This window comes from Frischella sp. Ac48, from assembly GCF_019641635.1.
GTDB lineage: Bacteria > Pseudomonadota > Gammaproteobacteria > Enterobacterales > Orbaceae > Frischella > Frischella japonica.
Window position 1 is genome coordinate 676742 of the sequence record NZ_JAETXP010000009.1, and the last position, 21035, is coordinate 697776.

Annotated in this window: 13 protein-coding genes; 9 read left to right on the plus strand and 4 right to left on the minus strand. The window is 36.4% G+C overall.

Going from position 1 to position 21035, the window contains the following annotated elements:
• Positions 1-164 precede the first annotated feature (164 nt).
• Positions 165-1325: a sugar diacid recognition domain-containing protein gene (locus JMI89_RS07760; protein ID WP_187755098.1), complete on the plus strand. Its 1161-nt coding sequence runs from the start codon at positions 165-167 to the stop codon at positions 1323-1325.
• A gap of 89 nt (positions 1326-1414) precedes the next feature.
• On the opposite strand, the gene garD is transcribed toward JMI89_RS07760, so the two are convergent.
• Positions 1415-2965 carry a galactarate dehydratase gene (gene garD / locus JMI89_RS07765; protein ID WP_187755053.1) on the minus strand — a complete coding sequence of 517 codons (1551 nt, stop codon included), beginning with the start codon at positions 2963-2965 and terminating at the stop codon, positions 1415-1417.
• Between the two features lie 431 nt (positions 2966-3396).
• Between garD and JMI89_RS07770 the strand changes: the two genes are divergently transcribed.
• From JMI89_RS07770 to JMI89_RS07795, 6 genes are all read left to right on the plus strand, one after another.
• Positions 3397-4728: an MFS transporter gene (locus tag JMI89_RS07770; RefSeq protein WP_187755054.1), complete on the plus strand. Its 1332-nt coding sequence runs from the start codon at positions 3397-3399 to the stop codon at positions 4726-4728.
• 41 nt (positions 4729-4769) lie between these two features.
• Positions 4770-6107, plus strand: a complete 1338-nt coding sequence (locus tag JMI89_RS07775; RefSeq protein ID WP_220679738.1) for a glucarate dehydratase family protein — start codon at positions 4770-4772, stop codon at positions 6105-6107.
• A gap of 36 nt (positions 6108-6143) precedes the next feature.
• Positions 6144-7478 carry a glucarate dehydratase gene (gene gudD, locus JMI89_RS07780; RefSeq protein ID WP_187755056.1) on the plus strand — a complete coding sequence of 445 codons (1335 nt, stop codon included), beginning with the start codon at positions 6144-6146 and terminating at the stop codon, positions 7476-7478.
• 49 nt (positions 7479-7527) lie between these two features.
• Positions 7528-8298, plus strand: coding sequence for a 2-dehydro-3-deoxyglucarate aldolase (gene garL, locus JMI89_RS07785; RefSeq protein ID WP_187755057.1), 771 nt, complete (start codon positions 7528-7530; stop codon positions 8296-8298).
• Positions 8299-8333: 35 nt separating this feature from the next.
• Positions 8334-9215, plus strand: a complete 882-nt coding sequence (gene garR, locus JMI89_RS07790) for a 2-hydroxy-3-oxopropionate reductase (protein WP_187755058.1) — start codon at positions 8334-8336, stop codon at positions 9213-9215.
• Between the two features lie 62 nt (positions 9216-9277).
• Entirely contained in the window at positions 9278-10429 is a 1152-nt protein-coding gene (locus JMI89_RS07795; protein ID WP_220679739.1) for a glycerate kinase, read from the plus strand.
• Between the two features lie 1187 nt (positions 10430-11616).
• Here the strand turns inward: JMI89_RS07795 and ade are convergent.
• The 3 genes from ade to JMI89_RS07810 all read right to left on the minus strand — a co-directional run bounded on the left by ade (position 11617) and on the right by JMI89_RS07810 (position 16668).
• A complete protein-coding gene (ade, locus tag JMI89_RS07800; RefSeq protein ID WP_187755060.1) occupies positions 11617-13353 on the minus strand; it encodes an adenine deaminase in 1737 nt (578 codons plus the stop codon).
• An 88-nt stretch (positions 13354-13441) separates the two neighbouring features.
• Positions 13442-15256 carry an adenine deaminase gene (locus tag JMI89_RS07805; RefSeq protein ID WP_370633732.1) on the minus strand — a complete coding sequence of 605 codons (1815 nt, stop codon included), beginning with the start codon at positions 15254-15256 and terminating at the stop codon, positions 13442-13444.
• Between the two features lie 86 nt (positions 15257-15342).
• Entirely contained in the window at positions 15343-16668 is a 1326-nt protein-coding gene (locus JMI89_RS07810; RefSeq protein ID WP_220679741.1) for an NCS2 family permease, read from the minus strand.
• A 577-nt stretch (positions 16669-17245) separates the two neighbouring features.
• On the opposite strand from JMI89_RS07810, the gene JMI89_RS07815 reads away from it, so the two are divergent.
• Together JMI89_RS07815 and JMI89_RS07820 are read left to right on the plus strand one after the other, a co-directional pair.
• On the plus strand, positions 17246-18100 hold the full coding sequence (locus tag JMI89_RS07815; RefSeq protein ID WP_187755062.1) for a neutral zinc metallopeptidase: 855 nt from the start codon (positions 17246-17248) through the stop codon (positions 18098-18100).
• A gap of 342 nt (positions 18101-18442) precedes the next feature.
• Positions 18443-20983, plus strand: a complete 2541-nt coding sequence (locus JMI89_RS07820; protein ID WP_220679742.1) for a DUF4132 domain-containing protein — start codon at positions 18443-18445, stop codon at positions 20981-20983.
• The last annotated feature ends 52 nt before the right edge of the window (positions 20984-21035 follow it).

Genomic DNA, 21035 nt, shown 5'->3' on the forward strand with positions numbered 1-21035 from the left:
CTAGTTTATTTTTAACATACTTGGCTGTCTAAGCTTTACTCGTTCAAAATGTCTATCCATCATAATAAATTGTGTCCGAAAAATATTATGAAATAGTTGCCTATTATTAAAAAATAAATATGCTATGTTAACTATTTTCATTCCGGCAAATTCAAAATATGATAATGAGTCCTTATAGTCTTACTCCTAAGATTGCACAGCAAATTGTAAAAAGAACCATGAAAATTATTGATTGTAATATCAATGTGATGGATGCGCATGGTTGTATTATCGGCAGTGGTGATTTAGAGCGTATTGGAGAATTACATGAAGGAGCGATGTTAGCCATATCTCAAAAACGCATTGTTTCTATTGATACTGCCATGGCAAAACGTTTACAAGGGGTTAAACCGGGGATTAACTTACCTCTAAAACTTAACGATCAAATTGTTGGCGTGATTGGATTAACGGGCGAACCATCTGATATTAGACAATTTGGTGAATTAGTTTGTATGTCAGCTGAAATGATGATGGAGCAAACGCAATTACTTCAAGAACTATCCTATGATAATCGCCTAAAAGAAGAATTAATTATCACGTTGATTGAAAAAGAGGTTTTACCTGATAGTATGGTTCAGTGGGTAAAACGGTTAGATATTGATCTTGAATTACCTCGCGTTGTTGTAATTATTGAAGTCGATAGTGGACAGCTTGGGATTGGCACAGCAATGAGCGAATTACAGAATTTACAAACGCAAGTGCAGTTAACTAACAAACATTATTTAGTTGCAATAAAATCGATTACAGAATTGGTCATTTTAATTCCGGCACTTAACCGTTATGGTAGATGGGAATTAGAAGAACATAAGAAAAAGCTAGCTAATTTAATCACTATTATAAAAAATAGAACCCAATTAGACATCCGCATTTCTTTAGGCAATTATTTTGATCAACATCCCTATCCACTTGTAAAATCTTACCAAACAGCCAAAACGACCATGCTTATTGGTAAACAGCGTATGCCGGATATCCGTAATTATCATTATCAAGAGTTAATATTACCGGTTTTGTTACATGGTTTAAGTTATGACTGGCAAGCTGAAGAGTTATTATTACCACTTAAAAAATTAAAGATGGGTGATAATAATGGTGTCTTGCAACATACCTTACAGATTTGGTTTAACAATAATGTGCAAAGTGGTGAGACGGCTAATGAGCTGTTTATTCATCGAAATACTTTAGAGTATCGACTAAATAAAATTGCTAAATTGACAGGGTTAAATTTGGCCAAATTTGACGACAGATTGCTGTTATATATTGGCTTACAATTGGATCGAAATGCCTAATAGTTAATAACATTGTCCTTATACATCCCAATAAGAACAATGTTATGATAGAGTTTTATTGCCTACTTATTATAAAAATATTATTGATATTAGGTGATTGGTGCTGGATTGAAAATAGCTAATGGATTATATAATCTCCAATGATCCGACCATGGTTTTTTGCGTCCACTTGCTACGTCTAGAATTAAATGAAATAGTCGCCATCCAATATCTTCAATCGTTGCTTTACCTAAAGCAATATCACCGGCACTAATGTCAATTAAATCAAACCATTGTTCAGCAACAATATTACGACTAGACATTTTAATGACAGGGACCATTGCTAGACCATATGGTGTTCCGCGTCCAGTGGTAAAAACTTGTAGGGTTATTCCTGAGGCCACTTGCTGAGCGCCACAAACAAAATCGCTGGCTGGCGTTGCAGCAAAAATTAACCCTTTTTTAGTTGGACGTTGTCCAGGCGATAATACTTCAACGATAGAACTCGTACCTGATTTGGCAATTGAACCCATTGCTTTTTCGACGATGTTATTTAGACCACCTTTTTTATTTCCTGGCGTCGTGTTCGCACTACGATCAACTTTACCCGCAGCGAGGTAATCGTCATACCATTGCATCTCACGAATAAGTGCCTTACCTACTTCTTCATTAGCTGCTCTTGGCGTGAGTAAATGAATACCATCACGAACTTCAGTTACTTCGGAAAACATCACTGTCGCACCACATCTAACTAATAAATCAGATGCAAATCCAACTGAAGGATTAGATGTTACTCCGGAAAAGGCATCACTACCACCACATTGCATGCCGATGACCAATTCCGAAGCTGGTACTGTTTCTCTTTTACGTTGATTAAGACGTTGTAGATGTTTTTCTGCAACATTTAAGATATGATCAACCATTGCTTTAAAGCCGTGTTCATCTTGTAATGTGACTAAATCATCCTCCAATAATTTAATCGGAATTGTATCTTGAGTACCTTTCAGTAATCTCTCTGGTTGGAGTTTTTCACAACCTAAACTCACCACCATAATTTCTCCACCAAAATTAGGGTTTTTGGCTAGATTGTGAATCGACCGTATTGGTACTATCGCCGCTGGAGCATCAATTGCTACACCACAGCCATAAAGATGGGTTAAAGCTACAACTCCATCAACATTTGGATATTTAGGAAGTAAATCCTGTTCGATAATTTTTGCCACATATTCAACAACACCAGAAACACAGTTAACGCTCATTGTGATGCCCAATATATTACGTGTACCTACTGAACCGTCTGCATTGCGATAGCCTTCGAATGTATAACCATCTAATGGCGGAAGTTCTTGAACTTTCTTGGTTGCGATTGGTAATTCGTTTAACTCTGGAGCATTTGGCATTTCTGTCACGCTTTCATTAATCCAACTGCCTTTTTTAATATTTACTTTAGCATAACCAATGATTTCACCATATCGAATAATGGCATTACCTTGATCAATATTATTTAACGCAACTTTATGACCTTGAGGTATGTGTTCTATTAACTTCAATCCATCAGAAAAAACAGTACCTTTCGGTAATCCGTTGTCATTGACAACAATCGCCACGTTATCAATATCTTTTATTTTTATGTATAGCGGCTTACTGGTATGGCTTTCCATTGTATAACTCCCATTACATACTATAGCTTTTAATTAATTTTTGATCAGTTTCATTATGATAAGTATTACTGATAGATTAGCTATATATTAAATGTGAATAAAATAAATAGCATTGTGAAAAGTTCCAATTTTAATTTTAAAATAGGCTATAAATTTATGAAGTTGAACATAAAATGGTGGATTGTATCACAAAATTGATGCAGTTATCTAAATTTTTGTGAAGAACATAACATTTAATTGTGCATTTGCATATAAATAACTGCTATTTTATCGTTTGTTTTGGTTTTTTACCGATGAAATTTTTAGCATAACTCTCCATACTTATTCCCCATTAGTGGATTACATAGACATATTTGATATCTCTTTATTTTCTACCCAGCCATCTATAAAAAATCAAGATCAACTGTTTATAATCAGTTTAGGAGCTAAAAATGGAAATAAAAAATACAACTCATAGCCCAAAGAAGACCAATGCCAGATGGTTAACGGTCGTTTTTCTCTTTATTGTAACGGCCATTAACTATGGTGATAGAGCGACCTTAGGGATTGCAGGAAAAGCAATGTCAGGTGAACTAGGGTTCGATGCTGCCGCCATGGGATGGGTCATGTCATCATTTGGCATTGCTTATGTAATTGGGCAATTACCTGGTGGTTGGTTATTAGATCGATTCGGTTCGAAACGTGTCTATTTTTGTAGCATTTTATTTTGGTCTATATTTACTCTATTACAAGGAACAGTACATTTTTTTATTGGTGCATGGGCGCTAATTATGCTCTTTACATTCCGTTTTTTAATGGGGTTAGCCGAAGCGCCTTCTTTTCCTGGTAATAGTCGAATTACTGCTGCTTGGTTTCCGTCAAAAGAACGGGCAACAGCGGTAGCAATTTTTAACTCCGCTCAATATTTTGCAACGGTAATCTTTGCGCCAATAATGGGATGGTTAACACACGAATATGGTTGGCAATCTGTGTTCTTCTTTATGGGTGGATTAGGTATATTTATTAGTCTTGTTACGATAATTGCAATTCGTAACCCTAAAGATCATCCTTTAGCTAATCAAGCTGAAGTTGATTACATTGTAGAAGGCGGTGCACTGGTTGATATGGATCAAAAAAAATCTGATGGTAAACAAAGTGGACCAAAATTAACTTACCTAATGCAACTTCTAACTAACCGAATGTTACTTGGAGTCTATTTAGGACAATATTGCATTAACTGTTTAACATTTTTCTTTATCACATGGTTCCCTATTTATCTTAACACCGAACGAGGTATGAATATTAAAGAAGTTGGTTTTGCCGCAGCTATTCCAGCAATTTGTGGATTTGTTGGTGGAATCAGTGGTGGGATTTTTTCCGATTTTCTAATGCGAAAAACGGGTTCTCTCTCTATTGCCCGTAAAACACCGATTATTCTGGGTATGTTATTTTCGATGACTATGATTCTATGTAATTATGTTGATTCAATTGCATTGGTCATTTTATTTATGTCTATGGCTTTCTTCGGTAAGGGCGTGGGGGCATTAGGCTGGGCTGTAATGGCAGACACAGCACCAAAAGAGATGAGCGGTCTAGCCGGTGGATTATTCAACATGTTTGGTAATGCCTCAAGTATCATTTCTCCTATTATTATTGGTTATATCGTAGCTTGGACTGAGCGTTTTGAATGGGCATTAGTTTTTGTTGCCGGTCATGCTTTGGTGGCAGCATTTAGTTACCTTATTATTGTTGGTCCAATTAAACGTATGGAATTAAAGAAATAATAAAAAATTAATCTTTATTTAATATATAGGAGTACCATCTTATGAATACACAGTCAGTTCCGATAATTAAGTCGATGCAAGTAATTCCGGTTGCTGGTCATGACAGTATGCTAATGAATATTGGCGGTGCCCATGGTCCTTACTTTACACGAAATATTGTTATTTTAACCGATAATGCGGGTCATATTGGTGTTGGGGAAGCGCCTGGCGGGGCAACCATTGAAAATGCGTTAAAAGAAGCGATACCACATGTTGAAGGTAGACCTATTTCAATACTTAACCGTATTGTTAATGATATGCATCAAGGTTACCTAGATGCAGATTATGACACCTTCGGTAAAGGTGCATGGACTTTTGAATTACGCGTCAATGCGGTTGCGGCCTTGGAATCTGCATTATTAGATTTGATGGGACAATTTTTAAATGTTCCAGTCGCCGAATTGCTTGGAGCGGGTAAACAACGTGATGAAGTGACCGTATTAGGCTATCTTTTTTATATCGGCGATGATAAAAAAACCGATCTTAATTATGATCAACCGCAACAACAAGGGCATGAATGGTATAACATTCGTCGCCGTCAAGCCATGACAGTGGAATCAGTAGTAGAGTTAGCTGAAGTAGCCAAAGATCGTTATGGATTTAAAGATTTCAAAATGAAAGGGGGCGTATTAGAAGGGGAGCAGGAAATTAAAACGGTTATTGAGCTTAAAAAACGTTTCCCTGATGCCAGAATTACGTTAGATCCAAATGGTGGTTGGTTACTAGATGATGCCATTAAATTATGTAAGGGACTCAATCACGTATTAACGTATGCAGAAGATCCCTGTGGGGCTGAACAAGGCTATTCAGGACGTGAAGTTATGGCTGAATTTCGTAGAGCTACAGGATTACCAACGGCAACCAATATGGTCGCCACTAATTGGCGCGAAATGTGTCATTCAATTATGTTACAAGCAGTTGATATCCCACTAGCAGATCCTCATTTTTGGACATTAACTGGCGCTAGTCGTGTTGCTCAACTTTGTGATGAATGGGGATTAACATGGGGCTGCCATTCAAACAATCATTTTGATATTTCGTTAGCTATGTTTAGCCATGTTGGCGCATCAGCACCAGGTAATCCAACCGCATTAGATACACACTGGATTTGGCAAGAAGGCAAGGAGCGTTTAACTAAAGAACCATTAAAAATCGTTAATGGCAAAATCAAATTACCTGATAAACCAGGTTTGGGAATTGAATTAGATATACAACAAGTAAAAAAAGCACACGAACTCTATAAGAAATTACCTAATAGTGCGCGAAATGATGGTATAGCAATGCAATATTTGATTCCCGGTTGGCAGTTTGATCGTAAACGACCTTGTATGATTCGTTAACACAGATTAAAAAAATAAAATTAAGAGGGAAGTATTATGAGTTCTACAACACCTATTGTCACAGAAATGCATGTCTATCCTGTTGCTGGTTATGATAGCATGCTATTAAATTTAAGTGGCGCCCATGCCCCTTACTTTACACGTAATATCGTTATTCTTAAAGATAATTCAGGAAATACCGGAGTAGGTGAAGTACCTTGTGTAGGTTCTGTCACGCAAACACTGCAAGATGCAAAACCATTAGTTATTGGTCAATCCATTGCACAATACAAAAAGGTTATGAATCAAGTCCGTAACCAATTTGCTGATCGAGATGTGGGGGGACGCGGTAATCAAACATTTGACCAACGATCCACTATTCATGTAGTGACAGCTATTGAAGCGGCAATGCTGGATTTATTAGGTAAACATCTTGGTGTTACTGTTGCATCATTATTGGGGGATGGTCAACAGCGAGATGAGGTAGAAATGCTTGGTTATCTATTTTATGTAGGGGACCGCAATAAAACCGATTTACCTTATCAAAGTCAACCTAATGAACAATGTGATTGGTATCGATTACGTCACGAAGAAGCACTAACACCGGAAAAAATCGCTCGATTAGCTGAAGCAACCTATGAAAAATATGGATTTAGAGATTTTAAATTAAAAGGTGGTGTTTTAACTGCTGAACAAGAAGCTGAAGCGGTGATTGCTATAAAGAAAAAATTCCCTGATGCGCGTGTGACCCTTGATCCAAATGGCGGTTGGTTATTAGATGAAGCTATTCGTATAGGTAAATACTTAAAACACACTTTGACTTATGCGGAAGATCCGTGCGGTGCAGAACAAGGCTATTCTGGCCGAGAAATTATGGCTGAATTCCGGAGAGCCACCGGCTTACCTACCGCAACCAATATGATCGCGACAGATTGGCGTCAAATGGCACATACTTTATCATTGCAATCCGTTGATATCCCATTAGCAGATCCTCATTTCTGGACGATGAATGGTTCTGTAAGAGTTGCGCAGTTGTGTCATGAATTTGGATTAACTTGGGGCTCACATTCCAATAATCATTTTGATATCTCTTTAGCCATGTTTACCCAAGTTGGTGCTGCTGCGCCGGGTAACCCAACTGCTCTTGATACCCATTGGATTTGGCAAGAAGGTAATCAAAGATTAACCAAAGAACCATTACAAATTGTTAATGGCAAAATTAAAGTACCTGAAAAACCAGGTTTAGGTATTGAAATTGATATGGAGCAAGTTATGAAAGCTCATGAACTTTTTAAAAGTATGGGACTGGGTAATCGTAATGATGCCATGGCTATGCAATACTTAATTCCTAACTGGAAATTTGACAACAAGAAACCGTGTTTAGTGAGATAGTCTAAAATGAAGTTCGAAACTGTATGAATACACATTATAAAGGTAAATTATGAAGAAAGTAACATGTCATAATCAATTTAAGCAAGATATGTTGGCACGAAAAACACTTATCGGTTGTTGGGCGGCATTAGGTAATCCAATCTCAACGGAAATACTTGGTTTAGCCGGTTTCGATTGGTTATTACTCGACGGTGAACATGCAATTAATGATGTAATGTCATTTGTGCCGCAATTGATGGCATTAAAAGACAGTGTCAGTGCGCCAGTCGTCCGTCCATCATGGAATGATCAAGTACAAATCAAACGATTATTAGATATAGGTTTTTATAACTTTTTGATCCCTTATGTTGAAACTGTTGAACAAGCAAAGCAGGCAGTATCTTTCACTCGATATCCACCAATGGGTGTTAGAGGTGTTTCGGTTGCACATCGTAGTAATGCATTTGGTGCAATCAGCGATTACTTTGAAAATATTAATCATAATATCTGTGTCATGGTACAAATTGAAACACAGCAAGCGGTAGATAATGTTGAAGCAATCACTGCTGTTGACGGTGTCGATGGTATTTTTGTTGGTCCAAGTGATCTATCGGCATCATTAGGTCATTTTGGCAATCCAAAACATCCTGATGTTCAAGCCGCCATAAGACATATTTTTGCTGTTGCTAACCAGCAGGGCAAAGCGTGCGGTATTTTGGCTCCGGTTGAAGCTGATGCGCGTCAATATATGGCAATGGGAGCAACATTTGTTGCAGTTGGTAATGATTTGGGCTTGTTAAGATATGCAACTCAAGCATTAGCAGATAAATATTTAAAATAACTAAGAGTATTTTAATCATAAAAAAGGAGAGTAAAATGAAAATTGGTTTTATTGGTTTAGGTATTATGGGTAAACCGATGAGCAAAAACCTGCTAAAATCTGGCTACTCACTAGTCGTTTGTGATAAAAACCAAATGGCAGTGGATGAAGTTGTCGCAGCAGGTGCACAAAGTGCAGCTAATGCAAAAGAAGTTGCTAAACTTTGTGATGTGATTATAACAATGCTACCAAATTCTCCGCATGTAAAAGAAGTGGTGTTGGGTGAAAATGGTGTCGTTGAAGGCGCAAAATTGGGCACAACCATTATTGATATGAGCTCTATCGCCCCGTTAGCTAGTCGTGAAATTCATGATGAAGTGGTTAAAAAAGGGCTATATATGTTAGATGCACCGGTTAGCGGTGGTGAGCCAAAAGCAATTGATGGCACATTATCTGTAATGGTAGGTGGTGACAAAGCCATATTTGATAAACATTACGATTTAATGAAAGCTATGGCTGGTTCTGTTGTCTATACCGGTGATATTGGGGCGGGTAATGTCACAAAATTGGCGAATCAAGTGATTGTAGCTCTTAACATAGCAGCAATGTCTGAAGCGCTTGTTCTGGCAACCAAAGCTGGGGTCAATCCAGAATTAGTTTATCAGGCAATCCGCGGTGGACTTGCAGGTAGTACTGTTTTAGATGCTAAAGCTCCAATGGTATTGAATCGCAATTTTAAACCAGGCTTCAAAATCGATTTACATATTAAAGATTTACAAAATGCCTTAGATACATCCCACGGTGTTGGAACCTCATTACCATTGACGGCAATAGTAATGGAAATGATGCAGGCACTAAAAACAGATGGTATGGGTGGTTGTGATCATAGTGCCTTAGCTCGCTACTATGAAACATTAGCAAAAATAGAAATAAAATAATTAATATGCATATTGAGTATGGCAACATACTCAATAATTTAATTCGTTCTGTAAGGATATGTATGAAAATTGTCATTGCTCCTGATTCTTTTAAAGAAAGTCTAAGTGCTATTGAAGTTGCTGAAATGATAAAAGCAGGATTTTCACAAGTTTACCCTGATTCAGAATATGCTTTGTTACCGGTAGCCGATGGTGGGGAAGGTACTGTTAATGCGATGGTCGATGCATTAAATGGGCATAAAGTTACAGTTTCTATTACTGATCCATTAGGGGAGAGAGGACAGGCTTTCTATGGTATATCTGGGGATGGTCAAACAGCTGTAATCGAAATGGCAGCCGCCAGTGGGCTGGAACGTGTTCCCTTAGATAAAAGAGATGCCAAAATTACCACCTCATACGGTACCGGCGAATTAATCAAAGATGCGCTTGATCGAGGTTGTAAAAAATTTATTATTGGCATTGGTGGCAGTGCTACCAATGATGGTGGTGCTGGAATGTTACAGGCGCTGGGTGTGAAACTATTAGACAAAGCTGGCAACCAGATTGGTTATGGTGGGCGTTCTCTAGGTGAATTGGCTAAAATTGATATTAGCCAAATGGATTCTCGAATTCAGCAATGTGAATTTGAAGTAGCTTGTGACGTAACAAACCCACTTACAGGCACGAATGGTGCATCAGCCATTTTTGGACCACAAAAAGGTGCAACACCAGACGATGTAAAATTATTAGATGCTAATCTAAAACATTTTGCTAACCTTATCAAACAGTATTTTAATATGGACATTGAATATACGCCTGGAACCGGTGCAGCAGGAGGGATGGGCGCTGCATTATTAGCATTTATGAATGCTAAATTAAGACCAGGTATAAAAATTATAACCGAATTACTTAATTTAGATACTTTAGTGCGTGAGGCTGATATTGTTATCACTGGTGAGGGACGATTGGATTATCAAAGTGTTAATGGTAAAGTGCCCGTCGGAGTGGCACATATTGCAAAACAATATCAAAAACCAGTCATTGCGATTGTAGGAAGTTTAGGTGATAAAGCTGAAGCGGTTTATCCGTATGGTGTAACAGCTATGTTTAGTATTCTAACTAATATTTCTTCTTTATCTGAAGCATTAGATCCTCAAACGGCCCGTGCTAACTTATATAGTACAGCGATGAACATTGCTTATACTCTTAAAATTGGCAAAACCCTTCAGCAATAAATCGATTAACCCTTTACCAGATAGGTATAAGGGTTTCATATGTTATTTAATCTAAATGTTATTGTATAACTTATCGTTGAATCTAAAATTATCTATACTAAAAAACATCGATTAGAAAGAATAACTTAATAACTCATACTTATTCAGCTCTGTCTGCTTTAATAAATAATCAAAGATTAAATGAGCATAATTAATGTATTGCAATTTTATTCAAATAATTGATATTGAACATAAGCAAGTTAACGATAAAGTAGTAATGATGGTTTCTTAAAAATATAGAGTTTTCATTATCGCTAATAATATAATATAGCTATTTTTTCTTTGTTTATCATACATAATATAGTTTTAGTAGTTGTATTTATATTATCTTTATCGTCTGATATTGTCTGGCAAATTTTTTATTTATCTTCATATTTTTTGTTGTTAGCGGTAATGACTGTGCTGAATTTGGTTTTGGATTATCTGTTAAGTTAAGCAATGTTGTTCATGATAATAAAGTGTTTTTTATAAAAAGTTAGGTAGTGTTATTCTGTTAACAGTTTTACTATGGATAGCATTAGTATATTTTACAATAAACAAAATTAAATCTTAATATTGTCATAGATAAACATTATTAATGTAGAAAAACGTATAACAATAAAAAGGATAATTGTAATGCGGAAATTAACTAGAAAAGACGGGCTATTATTGCTGATATCGCAATTACCAAGTATAACTTTTTCATTGATGCCGTTAATAAATTATTATGATAGTAATATTTTTTCAGGGTTATGTATCATTGCTAATATCATCTCCATAGTTTTTCTTTTCATCAGTTTATGTTGGTACGATAATTTTTTATTTTTATTTTTCATTTTAGTATTAATTACTTCGTCAGTGCTCGTTTATTGTATTAATTATTGGATAACGGTGCCGATAATACATGAAATACTACTCAATTTTTGCTTTTCAAATGTTGGTTTTTTACTTTTCTTTATAGTGATTGTGATTATAATTAAAACAGGTATATATCAATTCTTTGAATGAATATTAAATTGCCGAATCGCTAGAGATTCGGCAATTTAATATTAGATAAAATAATAACAATTATGAGATTAAGTGATTAATAGGCAGTTTATTATTCTTAATTTACATTAATCAATAACCTTGCTTTAGTATTATTTATCATACTTAATCATGGTGATTGATTATATGCATAAATCAATCGGTTGATAAGTTTTAACATCAAATAGTCCATTTGAGGTGAGCTTTAATTCTGGTATGACGGGTAACGTCATAAACACCAATGTCATTAATGGATGGGCTTTAGGATTGATACCAAAGGAATGTTTAGCAACCTCAATCATATGATGCAGTTGATCAGCAACCTGTTGCGCCGGCTGATCAGACATCAGACCAGCAATAGGTAACGGTAAATGCGCCAGAATTTTACCGTCTTGGCATAATGAGAAACCGCCCCCCATCGCTTCAACATCTTTTACGGCAACAAGCATATCAGCATCATTATCTCCCACTACGACTAGATTATGTGAATCATGGGCAACTGTGACAGCAATAGCACCATTTTTTAATCCGTAATTTGCTAAAATTCCTAGTCCCATATTACCCGTAGCATGATGTCGTTCAATCACTGCTAACTTATTCAATCCCGGATTGAGCTTACAATCAAAATGGTCATGAGCGTCTTTTTTGACATCAAGTTGTAAATGTGATGTTAGTACGCTACCTGGTTGAACACCAATCGCATTGACTTTTTCACTCGTCAAAGTCAATGTAAAATTTTGTTCGGTTAAAGTGGGCAAACGAACCGTATTGAGTACATTATCCGCTACATAATCATCCCATTGAACCAACAATTTACCGTCACGAGCAATCTCTTGGCCAGCAACAAAAACATGTTTCGGTTCAAAGGATTGCAAATCTTTTACAATCAGAAGATCGGCATCATAGTTTGGCGCAATAGCACCTTTACCTTTTAGCCGGTAACATTCAGCTGCATTTAAGGTGGCAAGTGTTATGGCTAATACTGGATCAAGTCCATGTTTCACCGCTAAGCGTAAACTTTTATTGATGTGTCCTGTAGTAAGGATATCGGCAGGTTCACGATCATCGGTACATAGTACACAACGACGAGCATTTGCTGGTGTAATTGCTGGAATAAGGTTAAGTAAATCTTTACAAGTTGATCCTTCACGTAATAATACATATTGACCCAACCGAATTCGTTCTAACATCTCTTTCTGGGTGCTGCATTCATGATCGGTCATAATGCCTGCCATAACATAAGCAGTAAGTGCTTTACCGGTTACCCCAGGACTATGGCCATCAATGATGCGATCATGATCTTTAGCCATCCAAAGTTTATTCATCATTTTTGCTTCATGATCAATTACACTGGGATAATCCATCACTTCCCCTAAACCTTTGACGCCTGGTTCATTGATTAACTGCACTAAATCTTCGGCTTCAAGCACACATCCCGCCTGTTCAAAAGGAGTAGCTGGCACGCAAGACGGTAACATAATTTGTACATTAAGCGGTGTTTTACGTGAAGCGTCAAGCATATAGCGTATACCATCTAATCCAGAAACATTTGCTATTTCATGGGGATCGGCAATTATCGTAGTGGTGCCAAAAGGTAAAATACAACGGGCAAATTGTGTGGGGATTAATGATGATGATTCGATATGGACATGACCATCAATTAAACCCGGCATCACATAACCCCCTTGGGCATCTATTGTTTGCTTGGCTTGATAGTCACACCCATAACCAACAATTTTACCATGACCAATAGCAAGTGGCCCGTCTACAATTAATTGATTAAAAACATCAATCACTTTACAGTTAGTAATCAATAGATCAACGACTTGACGGTTAGCCGCCATGTCAATTAAATCATTTAGTTGTTGTTTATCTGTCATAAACACCTCATTTATTAGTCATCTGTAGCTTGCGATAATCATTATTCATTTAATTGAACGATTTGCCTACTTTTAATCATATACTCGATCAGTCGTGGCATTTCGTTTGTAATTTACCGTGGCTACAGCCACACTTAAATACCGGATCCATAACCGCTTGTTTATGAAAATCAATGACACCTAAATCTGTAATGGCATAGTCAGGAATTGCTGTGATTTGTAAACAACACATATAAAATAATGGATCAGGTAAGTCACAACCTAACTCACGAGCAAGTAATAACAGTTTTTCCTCTTCTTGTGCCATTGTATGTGGATCGAGATCAGATACAATGCCACAAATTGGTAATGGTAAGAAACCAATAACTTTCCCTTGATTTACAATCACTTGGCCGCCACCGTGTTCAGCTAAATGGTTGATCGCTAATGCCATATCTTCAGAGTTAGTACCAATACAGACAACATTATTATCATCGGGGGCACAAGAACTTGCCATTGCACCAGATTTTAGTTTCCAGCCAGAGCAAAAACCAACTTTTGCAGTACCATCGGTTTTACCAAAGCGTTCAACAACGGTGACATAGAGTACATCATTTTGTATATCAGGTAACACCACGCCATCTTGCACATTTAATTCCACCTGACGCGCACGACGAACAAACGGAATGTTAAAATCAACATCTAACGATAAGGCCTTGACCTTGGTTTGTTTAATATTAGTAGTTACTTTAAGTGCTGAGGCCGTTACAGGTTTTAATTTCATACTTTGTAATAACACCGCACTGCGTTTTGGTGGGACAAAGTTGAATACTGTTGCTTGATTTTCAACAACTAACTGACCTTTGGCAATAACCGTATCAATATCAAATTTAACTAAATCAGAAACTAAAAGAATATCAGCAAAACGACCAGGAGAAACTGAACCAACTAAGTGATCAATACGATAAGCTTCAGCTGAATTGATGGATCCCATTTGTATAGCAGTTAAAGGATCGACACCTTTAGCAATTGCCATGCGAATTAATTTATCCATATGACCATTGGTCACAATATCGGAAGCAATAACATCATCGGTACAGAAACTGACGCGACGTGCTAATCTAGGGTTGAGATGCGTAATCACCTTAATGTTTTCAGCTAAAAAGTGGGAAATTGATGATTCGCGAATTAACACATTCATTCCTTTACGGATTTTTTCCATCATTTCGGTATGATCATAACTTTCGTGATCTAATCGAACACCGGCACAAAGAATAGCATTAAGTTTATTTCCGCGGGTCATTGGCGCACAACCGTAAATAGGGAGACGATGTAACCGAGCATATTCAATTGCTTTCATCACATCGCTGTGTTGATTTTCAATAAATTCACTGACTGTTTCCCAAACCCCGAATACTTCCGGCCATTTTTGTACTTCGGCATGGGTTTTGGCTGTAACATTAAAACCGACATGACTTTGTGGTAATGTGTATGGCGTTAAGAATGGTAGACCCCAGAATACCTTTAATGGCGTACCGTCAATCTCGTGTAAAATTTCTCTAATGCCATCTAAGCCAGCAGTGACAATATATTGATCTAAACCAGAAATAATGCTGGTAGTGCCGTGTGGTAATACTGCTTTAGCAAAGCTAGTCATCGATAATTTACTGCATTCAATATGTAAATGACCATCAATTAGTCCTGGAACAATATATTTACCTTTAGCGTCAATTGTTTTGGTGTTTTCACCGATATAACTTACTACATCTCCGGTTGCGACAATACGTGATTTATAAATTGCTACATCAGCGGGGTAAATCTCACTAGAGTTTACATTGACTAATAGACCATTAGTAATAATTAAATCAGCAGGCAGCTTGGCTAATCCTGCATCAATCATTTCACAAATTGCTTCTTTATACATTGAAGTCATAATTATATTCCTTGTTTATCTTGTATGCGTTATTCTTTTTAATTAACTTGATTATGTTATTGATAAATAAGCAGGCTTTAAAGAAATATGTAACGAGCTAAAAATAGTATAGCCATGATTACTGAACATACGGTTAAGTCTTTAAATTTGCCGCAACAAACTTTCATAATCACAAAAGTAATAAATCCCGTAGCAATACCTTCGGTAATGGTAAAGCTAAATGGCATCATAATCATAGCAACGAATGCAGGTACAGCTTCAGTCAAATCATTCCATTTCACTCGGGCTAAATCAGATGCCATTAAAACGCCTATATAAATTAGTGCTCCGGTAGTTGCATAAAGAGGGACCATTTTTTCCAGTGGAGATAAGAAAACTGAACATAAAAACAAAATACCAACGCCCAAAGCCATCATACCCGTACGTCCACCGACAGCGACGCCGGAAGCACTTTCGACATAAGCTGTAACAGCTGATGTTCCCATTGCTGAACCTAAAGCAGAGCTTGCACTATCGATATAAAGTGAAAGTTGTTGATTAGGGTATCGGCCATTTTCGTCAGCAAGTCCTGCTTTATCTGTTACAGCTATAAATGTACCTGAAGATTCAAACAAGTTAATCAGCATTACGGATAATATGATACCGACTAATGAAATTTCAAAAATATGATTAAAATCTAGTTGACCAACAACCCCGGAAATATCGGGTGGTAGGCTAATTATGCCATGATAAACCACTTCAGGATCAATTACCCAACCAACTAACGTTACCAGTACAAATGAAATTAAGATTGAAGAGTTCCAACCACGTTGGGCCAAAATAGCCACAATAAGGAAGCTTAAACAACCTAACATAAATGGAACAGAGGTTGGATCACCTAACCGCACCATTGTATCAGGATCGGCAATAATAATATGGGCATTATGTAAACCAATTAATGTAATTAATAATCCACAGCCACTGCTCACACCTATACGAATTGAAAAAGGAATATTGGCGATCATCCAATAACGTAGACGAAATATCGAGAGTAAAAATAATCCTGTAGCACCCATGAAGATCAGCGTCATGGCAGTTTGCCAAGTTAGTCCCATAGAACCAACCAGCACATAAGCAAAATAGGCATTAATCCCCATGCCTGGTGCTAGCGCGATAGGTAATCTGGCGATAATCCCCATTGCCATACAAGCGATGCCGGTGATTAGAGCTGTTGTTACAAAAACCGCTTGCGAATCCATTGCTGCATCACCAAGTATTTTAGGATTCACAAAAATAATGTAAACCATGGTAATAAAAGTGGTAAAACTGGCAATAAGTTCGGTTTTCAATGAAGTTTTATTTTCCTGAAAATGAAAATAGCGATCTAATAACGATCGTTTTGTCGTTGAAGGATATGTAGTCACGAGAGAACTCCAAAGAATGGAAAAAAAGAAATGTTTATTGAATTATTATTATAAGAGTGATTAATCATGCGAAAAATCTCAATACACATCAGTCACTTTGGCGCGGAGTGCGCTAATAATAGTTACTGATGCTTTGGCGTCATATTATATCCATAACGATTAAAATCAGGCAATTAAAAAAATGTATTAATGTTAATTAATAGCAATATTATTTTTCTGTTAAATAAAAATCAATATGTTATGGTTTCTAACTAGGAATTAATCCTAAATTTATATTCATTAAGCTTGTGGTGACGGAATAAAATTTATGAATTTTGTCATCAATATACTCTGCATAACAAATTGAAATTTAGATTATCTGGTTGTTGATTATTAGTATTGTAGTATGACAATATTTACTGATCCAAACCCTTTAAATGAGGATCAATTAAGCGACATAATCAAAGCATAAAAATCGATCTAACTCGTTATAAAATTGAAATAAATCAACATTATTTTACTTAGTGATTAAGTAAATCTGGTAACAAATTTGATTATCTATTAAAATTAATTCATTACAACTGATGAGGTAGTCGATATGCGATGGCGTGACCAGAGAGAGAGCGACAATATTGAAGATCGTCGTTCACAATCAGGGAGTAGTACAGGAATAAACATTCCAATGGGTGGTAAAGGTAGATTGATATTATTTATCATTGTGCTGGTCGCCGGTTATTATGGTGTCGATTTAACCGGCTTGCTGAATTCCGATCTCATTGAGCAAAATAATTCGCAACAAACCGCCACGCCATATTATGATGAAGATCCTGATGCGGCAAAATTCACCTCGGTTATTTTGGCCAGTACCGAAGATTATTGGCGTCAAGCATTTCAACGTTTAGGGAAAACCTATATTCCGCCTAAATTAGTACTCTATACTGGTTCTACGCGCACTTCTTGCGGTACTGGTCAAACCTATATGGGGCCCTTTTATTGCAGTGTAGACAAAACGGTTTATCTTGATATCTCATTTTATCAAGAGATGAAACGGAGGTTGGGTGGTGGTGGTGATTTTGCTCAAGGCTATGTCATCGCACATGAAATTGGTCATCATGTACAAAATTTATTAGGTACATTTAACCAAATTCAACATCAACAACAAAATTCTAGATTTAGCAAAAATCAATTATCAGTTAAATTAGAATTGCAGGCGGATTGTTATGCGGGTTTGTGGGGAAATGCCATGCAGAAAAAAAATATTTTAGAAGTTGGTGATATCGAACAGGCGTTAAAAACGGCCGAAGCCATTGGTGATGATCGTTTACAACGTCAAAGTAATGGCTATATAGTGCCAGATAGTTTTACCCATGGATCATCCCAGCAACGTTATACGTGGTTTAAACGAGGATTTGATAGTGGTATTATTGAACAATGTAATACATTTATCGAATGAAAAAACAATTAAAAGCCCAATCTTATATAAAGCCTAGTTGAATAAAACAGATATCGCGTATTTGTTAGTGCAATTTTATATAGTGAAAATGAATGGGAAACACAATTTCCTATGGTTAATAAGTAACTAAAAAAGAGGATTGACTAATGATATCAATCCTGTAGGGTGAATCAAATTATCGAAATAATTTTAGCTTAGAATCCAAAACATGTAGCGCTGACAAGATGAGCGACTTCAGCTGATGAAATAGCGATAATGTTTAATTATTTTAAATATGATAATTTGATTGCTAATATCACTATTAATAGACATTTTAATAATGTTGTAAAGAAGGGAAATAGTTTGAATAATCAAAAAGAACAATTATGTAATATTATTCTGCCAAAAAATCAACCCATCTTAGATGGTTGCTTACCACTAAGTTTTCGGCAGTGTTTGCAAGACAACTTGGATAAACAATTAGCGATTTTAGAACAAAAAGTTGCAGACGAAATTGCCCTTAATAGCACGTATCACTGTCAATGTACCCATCAACAGCAGCGTTATCAAAAATTAAAAGCGATTAAACCCGGTGATCTTGATCAAGTATTTGCTTATCTAAACGGTCAGGCAATAATTCCGAAAATCGATTTAGGGAAAAACCAAAGCATTTTCGTTGATCATAATGATTTACTCTTACTTGCCTTGTATCAAGAATCATTGCAAAACTTACCAGAATGCAATTTATGGCACTTATTGCGGGCATATTATCTTGAAAGATCTGAGCTAATTACCCAACACCTCGCTACTCTCTTTGAAAATGAGTTACTTATTTGTCAAGCTGATTTAAGACAAGTTGCAACCATACTTAGTCAAATTACGGGTGATCATCAAGTAGTGTCATGGATAGCGAATGCCTTTTTGAGTTATTTTACTTTGCCGATGCTTCAACGTTATATTGTAGGTAGAGAAAATAAGGTTTGGCCTTTTTTTGCCGAAAATTTGCAATTTATTGATCAAGCATTGGGTTTGACCAATGATACTAAAGGCTTCAAAGTCGCCAATGCACTCGCTATAGTTTCCCTGTTTCCTGAAGTTCCAGCTAAATATATTTCTCACCTTTTGGCGCTAGCATTAGGCACAAATCAAAATTTACGTGTGCAGGCTCAACTAATTCTGAATAAAATTGAAAATATCCATCTTGAGGTTGAAAAAGCCTTAATTGCTAGCAAACAAGAAATACGGATTATTGCTATCAATTGGTTGGCATTGTTAGGAGCAACATCATCTGTTGAACGATTATATCAGGTGTTAGCGGTTGAAAAAAAAGCCTTAGTACAGGCAACAATTCTCAGTGCTTTGAATCAGCTTGGTCAAGATATTTCTTATTATCTATCACACGAATATTTATTGCAGGATGCACAAAAAGGTTTATTGGCCAAAAAACCGATTAGTATTGAGTGGTTAGATCCTAACATTTTACCTAATTTATTTTGGCAAAATGGTGACAGCGTGGCAGTAGAGATTCTTTACTGGTGGATCGTTTCAGCGGTTAAATTAAAGCAACCAATGGGCAATGCATTAATTGATCTCTATTTAGGTTTATTGGATGCTAAAAGTCAAAAAAATATTGGTCAATTTATTTTGCAAATGTTTATACAGCAAGATATTAAAACAATTTCAGATTTGACTGATGAATATCAAAGTACAGTGCTAGAAGCAAAAGGAGTTTTAGCACTTATTAAATATATAGATGCCTATCAAGCGGTGCAAATTGTACGCCCTTATCTTAAACAGTACACTAGCAGAAGGTCAGAGATATGTGCTATTTTGGAAGCTTTAGCTACCATTTATCATCCTGAAATTATTCAACTATTATTGTCGATTTCAGCCGGATATAGTTCAAATATTGTCCGTAAAAAAGCGGCAAATTTGTTGGGACAAATTGCAGATAATCGGGCTTGTTCAGTTCAAGAACTATCAGAACGAATGGTACCAACGGCTAATTTGAATAGCAATGGGGAGATAATACTTAATTATGGAGATCGTATTTTCAAAGCATTACTAGATGAAACGTTACAATTAATTGTCAAAAATGTTGATGGTAAAACTATAAAATCTTTACCAGCGGCAAACAAAAATGATAATGAGGAATACGTTAAAGCGTGTAAAAAATTGCTGACTAATAGTAAGAAGGCTTTAAAGTTAGTAATTGACAATCAAACACAACGTCTATATTCAATGATGTGCATAACAGAACAGTGGTCGTATACAGATTGGCATCATTATTTATATCAACATCCGATAATGAATCGATTAATTCAACGTTTGGTCTGGCTGGAAATGGATCAAAATGGGCAACTTATTCATGCTTTTCGACCAACGGAAGAGGGTGCGTTCATCAATATTGATGATCAAGAAATTACGCTAAACACCAATCATCAATTGCAGTTAGCCCATGGCATCCATTTGCCAGAACATGCGATATCAAGCTGGTTGATCCACTTTGAAGATTACAAAATCAAACCTTTATTCAACCAGTTCGCACATCCAAAACCGAATATTAGCCATCAGGTTGAGAATAAAATCGCTGATTATTTTGGACAGAATATCGCTGTGATGACATTAAAAAATCGGCTGCATAGCCGTGGATATCAGCCGATTACTGATTGGGATCGAATTGAAGGTTATAGTAAAAGTTTTCCAAAACTAGCGATACAAGCATGTATTACAATAAGTAATTATTATCGTCAGATGAGCACAGCCAACGAAACCGTAAAGCTTTACCATTTGTACTTCAAACAACGTATTGGACTTATTGATAAAATTATGCATATTGAAAATGTGCCACCTATTATTTTAGCGGAATGTTATGGCGATTATCAATCATTGATAACTGTGTAATTATTTCAAAATTATCACTGACATTGTTAAGGCAACAAAATAGCTGAGCTGC

What these genes read in the sequence shown, in the direction of transcription:
- JMI89_RS07815 (WP_187755062.1), top strand. Translation starts at nt 17,246, where the DNA reads ATGCGATGGCGTGACCAGAGAGAGAGCGACAATATTGAAGATCGTCGT.
- garD (WP_187755053.1), bottom strand. Translation starts at nt 2,965, where the DNA reads ATGGAAAGCCATACCAGTAAGCCGCTATACATAAAAATAAAAGATATT.
- garL (WP_187755057.1), top strand. Translation starts at nt 7,528, where the DNA reads ATGAAGAAAGTAACATGTCATAATCAATTTAAGCAAGATATGTTGGCA.
- JMI89_RS07760 (WP_187755098.1), top strand. Translation starts at nt 165, where the DNA reads ATGAGTCCTTATAGTCTTACTCCTAAGATTGCACAGCAAATTGTAAAA.
- JMI89_RS07795 (WP_220679739.1), top strand. Translation starts at nt 9,278, where the DNA reads ATGAAAATTGTCATTGCTCCTGATTCTTTTAAAGAAAGTCTAAGTGCT.
- gudD (WP_187755056.1), top strand. Translation starts at nt 6,144, where the DNA reads ATGAGTTCTACAACACCTATTGTCACAGAAATGCATGTCTATCCTGTT.
- JMI89_RS07770 (WP_187755054.1), top strand. Translation starts at nt 3,397, where the DNA reads ATGGAAATAAAAAATACAACTCATAGCCCAAAGAAGACCAATGCCAGA.
- JMI89_RS07775 (WP_220679738.1), top strand. Translation starts at nt 4,770, where the DNA reads ATGAATACACAGTCAGTTCCGATAATTAAGTCGATGCAAGTAATTCCG.
- ade (WP_187755060.1), bottom strand. Translation starts at nt 13,353, where the DNA reads ATGACAGATAAACAACAACTAAATGATTTAATTGACATGGCGGCTAAC.
- garR (WP_187755058.1), top strand. Translation starts at nt 8,334, where the DNA reads ATGAAAATTGGTTTTATTGGTTTAGGTATTATGGGTAAACCGATGAGC.
- JMI89_RS07805 (WP_370633732.1), bottom strand. Translation starts at nt 15,256, where the DNA reads ATGTATAAAGAAGCAATTTGTGAAATGATTGATGCAGGATTAGCCAAG.